A 3,470-nucleotide genomic window follows, 5' to 3' on the forward strand; every position below is an offset into this window, starting at 1 on the left:
TATCATCGACCGTGCCGATCGGGATCTTGCCACCGGGATAGGGCTGGATCGTGCCCTTGTCGTTGATCCCTCCGAATATGAACAGGTAGTCGGGCGCGTAGTGCTTCACGTCTTCGGCCCGTTTGTAGATCGACTGCAAGGCCCCCGCGCCGCTCGTGCCCTGGTTCTCGATGGGCAGCAATGTCGAGCCGCCGAGCGCAATGTCGCGGTATCCATCGAGACGCAGGCCCACGTCGATGAACCCGTATTTATTGATCAGCGGCGGCTGCCACGGCTTGTTCACCGACATGCTGTCGCCGAGGAAGCCCACGCGCTTGTTGTTATAGCGCGTGTCGCCTTGGATTTCCCAATGGTTGACCGTGTTCAGCAGCCAAGGCGCGCGGGTCTTGGAAATGTAGTAGATGAAGGGGCTGACCCAGAACGTGCCGAGATCATTGGTGGAGAACGGAACGCTATAGGCCGAAGTGCCGCTATCCGAGGCGTGAGGCGCCTCAAACTCCATCAGCCGGATTTCGCCAGCCTTGAATTTTAAATTGTGCTGGGTGGCTCCGATGTCGATGCGGAGCGACATGTCCACGTCGCACTTGATCTGGAACGCGATCTGCATCGTCTCGCCGGCTTTCACGACATAGCCATTAAAGGTGTGAAAATACACCCGAGCCTTCTCGTAGCCGGTCGACACGTCGCTGACCGTGGTCTTCACCGACCGCCTGATGTTGGGAAACACGGACGTGTCGTCATAGACCGACACCGCGCTCCCATTGGCATTGACGTTGGTATAGCCGTTATCGCCCTCACTTCGGCGCACCAGCAGCGGGTCGTTGAACATGTTCTTCGGGCGACCGACCTGTTTCTTGTAGGCCGAGGCCATGAACTTGTCGCGCACCTCGTCAGGCGTGATCCCCCGCATGTCGCGCAGGGTCCGCACCGCGCCGCGGTAGATGATGAGCGGGCTGATCCACAGCTTGTCGCCCTCGGCGAAGGTGCCGGGGTTCTGACGAATCTCGAAAGCGTAATTCGTGGCGGTCGTGATGGTCTTCTGGATCTGGATCAGCTTGGTTTCACCCGCCGCGAAGCTGTAGCTCACGCCGTGGATGTTGAAGCTGGCCGCCTTGCTGGACTTGGCGAAGAAGGCGAACACGGTGTCGCCAGCCTCAAACGCCGCCGGGATCGCGTATTTGGTCACGCGCACCGCGCCCATCCATGTGCTGGTTGTCGCCACGCCGGTGAGGCACAGGGAGGGGCCGAACACGCCCTCGAACACCTTCCCCGTGTCGAGCGACCGCGTGGGAGTCGAACCCGCGTACTCGATCAGGTATTCGGACATGCCTCGCTTGGCGAAATCAAGATCGTCGAACAGGTTCGGGAACAGGCTGACGCCCGGCGTGGTGGCCTGCGACTTCGACAGTATCTCGACGGATGGGGCCGACGACACGCGGGTCGCCGTGCCGGAATCGTTGCGGTAGATGTCGAACGCGATGTCGGCGGATACATTCTCGACCTTGAACTGCTGACCCGAGGACGTCGCCGCAAGACCCGCCGTGGTCGTGGCGTAAACGGGATCGGCTGCGAAGGCCTGCGCCTCAAGGGCATCCGTGCGCGCGTCCAGCGCCTCGAGCGCCGCCTTCAGAGGCAACCGCGCCACCTCGACCGCCGAGCCGGCGCTGTCGCGGTAGAGGACCAGGTCGGATCCGCTGCGCACCGAAAAGCCGCCACCATTCGCGGTGCTCGACAGCCCGGCGGCCGTGCTGTCATACACCGGGTATCCCAGCGCCGAAGCGGTCGTGAGCGCATCGACGATGCGCTCGAGCACGTCGACGCCCAGCAGCGTCCGGGTTTCGTCTGTCGTCTTGTAATCGGCCATCTTGGGCGCTCCGTCAGGTAATGGTTTGAGAGACAGGCCCGGCGTCGGTCGCGCTCTTCTTGCCAGAGACGTTGATCGAGCGCGCGGTCCAGCCGAAGCTGCCCGGCCCGGGGCTGTCGAAGAAGGCGATCGCCGTGCCCGGCGCGTCGAAGAAGGTGCCGACCTCGACCCCGTCGCGGTAGACGATGGTCTTCCACAGGCCGGGGCTCGTGCTCGTGACGAGCGAGACACGGGCGGATCCGCCGCCCTCGTCGCTCACCACGAGATCGGTCGGCGCGGCGGGGGCGCTGGCATCGGCCGAGGCGGTCACGCCGGTGACCACCGCCCAATCGCCGCGGCGCTCGTCGGAAGTCTCGAACGCGAGCCGCAGATCGTAGTCCGCGCCGTCATCGAGCGGCGTGATCAGCGCCGAGGTGGCCGAGCCCGGCAGCGGCCAGGCCTCCCAGGCATCGCTGCCCGCGGGGGCGTATTGCGCCACCGGCGACAGCGCGTCCGACTCGGGCGCGTCCCATTGCAGGCCGATCCCCGCCGTGAAGCCGTTCTGCGCGGTGCGGCGCCCGGCGCCGGCGGCGGCGAAATTCGCCGGGACCGGCAGGCCCGCGGAGGTATCAGGCTCGGGCAGCGCCACCGGCGCCGGCTCCTCGGCCACCGACCAGGACAGCGCCGCCGGGTCGAAGCTGCGCAGCTGCAGCACCACCTGGCCGCTGGCCAGATCGATGCGGTAGCGCTGGATCCGCCAGACCACCGCCGGCAGCTCGGGCATGTCGATCGATACGTAGCGCTCGTAGACCGCCCGCATCGCCGAGGGCTTGCAGGCCAGCGTCAGCAGGTGGCGCGGGTTGTCGGCCTCGATCCGGTGCTTGGCGCAGCGCCCGCCCTGCCCCGCGCTCGGCGCAAAGGACAGGTCGAGCTGCGGCCCGACCGCGATCTGGCCGTTGTCGGCCTCGCGCGCCGCGTCGACCCAGGCCTCGCCGGTGGTCTGCTGATAGCCCAGCCCCGGATCGGTGTAGACCCAGGGCAGTTCGGTGTAGCGATCGAGCCGGTCCTGCCCCGCCTCCCAGCTTTGCAGGTCGATGATCTCGGCCTCACCGATCGTCACCGCCGGCTCGCGCCACTTGCCGACATGCACGCCGATCTTGCCCGAAGGCAGCAGCTGCACGTCGCCGTTGCAGGCGTCGAGCATCCGGCGCAGCACGTCGCCGGGCTTTTCCGACAGCGCGTAGCTGCCCGCCAGGCGATAGCGCGGCTCGGTGCCGCCCGCCGCCAGCGGGATCGCGTCGTCGGCATCATCGGCCGCGCCCGCCAGCATCGCGTCGTCGACCATGCCCGCGAGGTTGAAGCCGTCCGGATGCTCGATCAGGTCGGCCAGCGCCAGCGCCGCGTTGTCGGAATAGGCGGTCAGGCCGGTGCGTGGGTCGCGCAGCTTGGAGGTGCGGGCCACGATCTCGATCTCGGGCGGGCGCCCGTTCGGATAGACCGATCGGAAATCCTCGGCCGCAACCTGATTGGAGGCCAGCAGCGTTGACCAGATCCCGTCGAGCCGATGCGTGGCGTCGAAGGCGGGCCAGCGGTTCTCGATCACCTGGTAATGGGTCGACGGCACCTG

General features: G+C 66.5%; 2 protein-coding genes. Both read right to left on the reverse strand.

The annotated features are described in order from the left end of the window. Positions 1-1,864: SGNH/GDSL hydrolase family protein (locus ACFDTC_RS17860; protein ID WP_375260225.1), on the reverse strand; the 1,864-nt coding region annotated here is incomplete at its 3' end. 13 nt (positions 1,865-1,877) lie between these two features. After that, a partial coding sequence (locus ACFDTC_RS17865; protein WP_375260226.1) for a hypothetical protein occupies positions 1,878-3,470 on the reverse strand: 1,593 nt, incomplete at its 5' end.

The sequence above is a fragment of the Citreimonas sp. genome, from assembly GCF_042096055.1.
Lineage (GTDB): Bacteria > Pseudomonadota > Alphaproteobacteria > Rhodobacterales > Rhodobacteraceae > Citreimonas.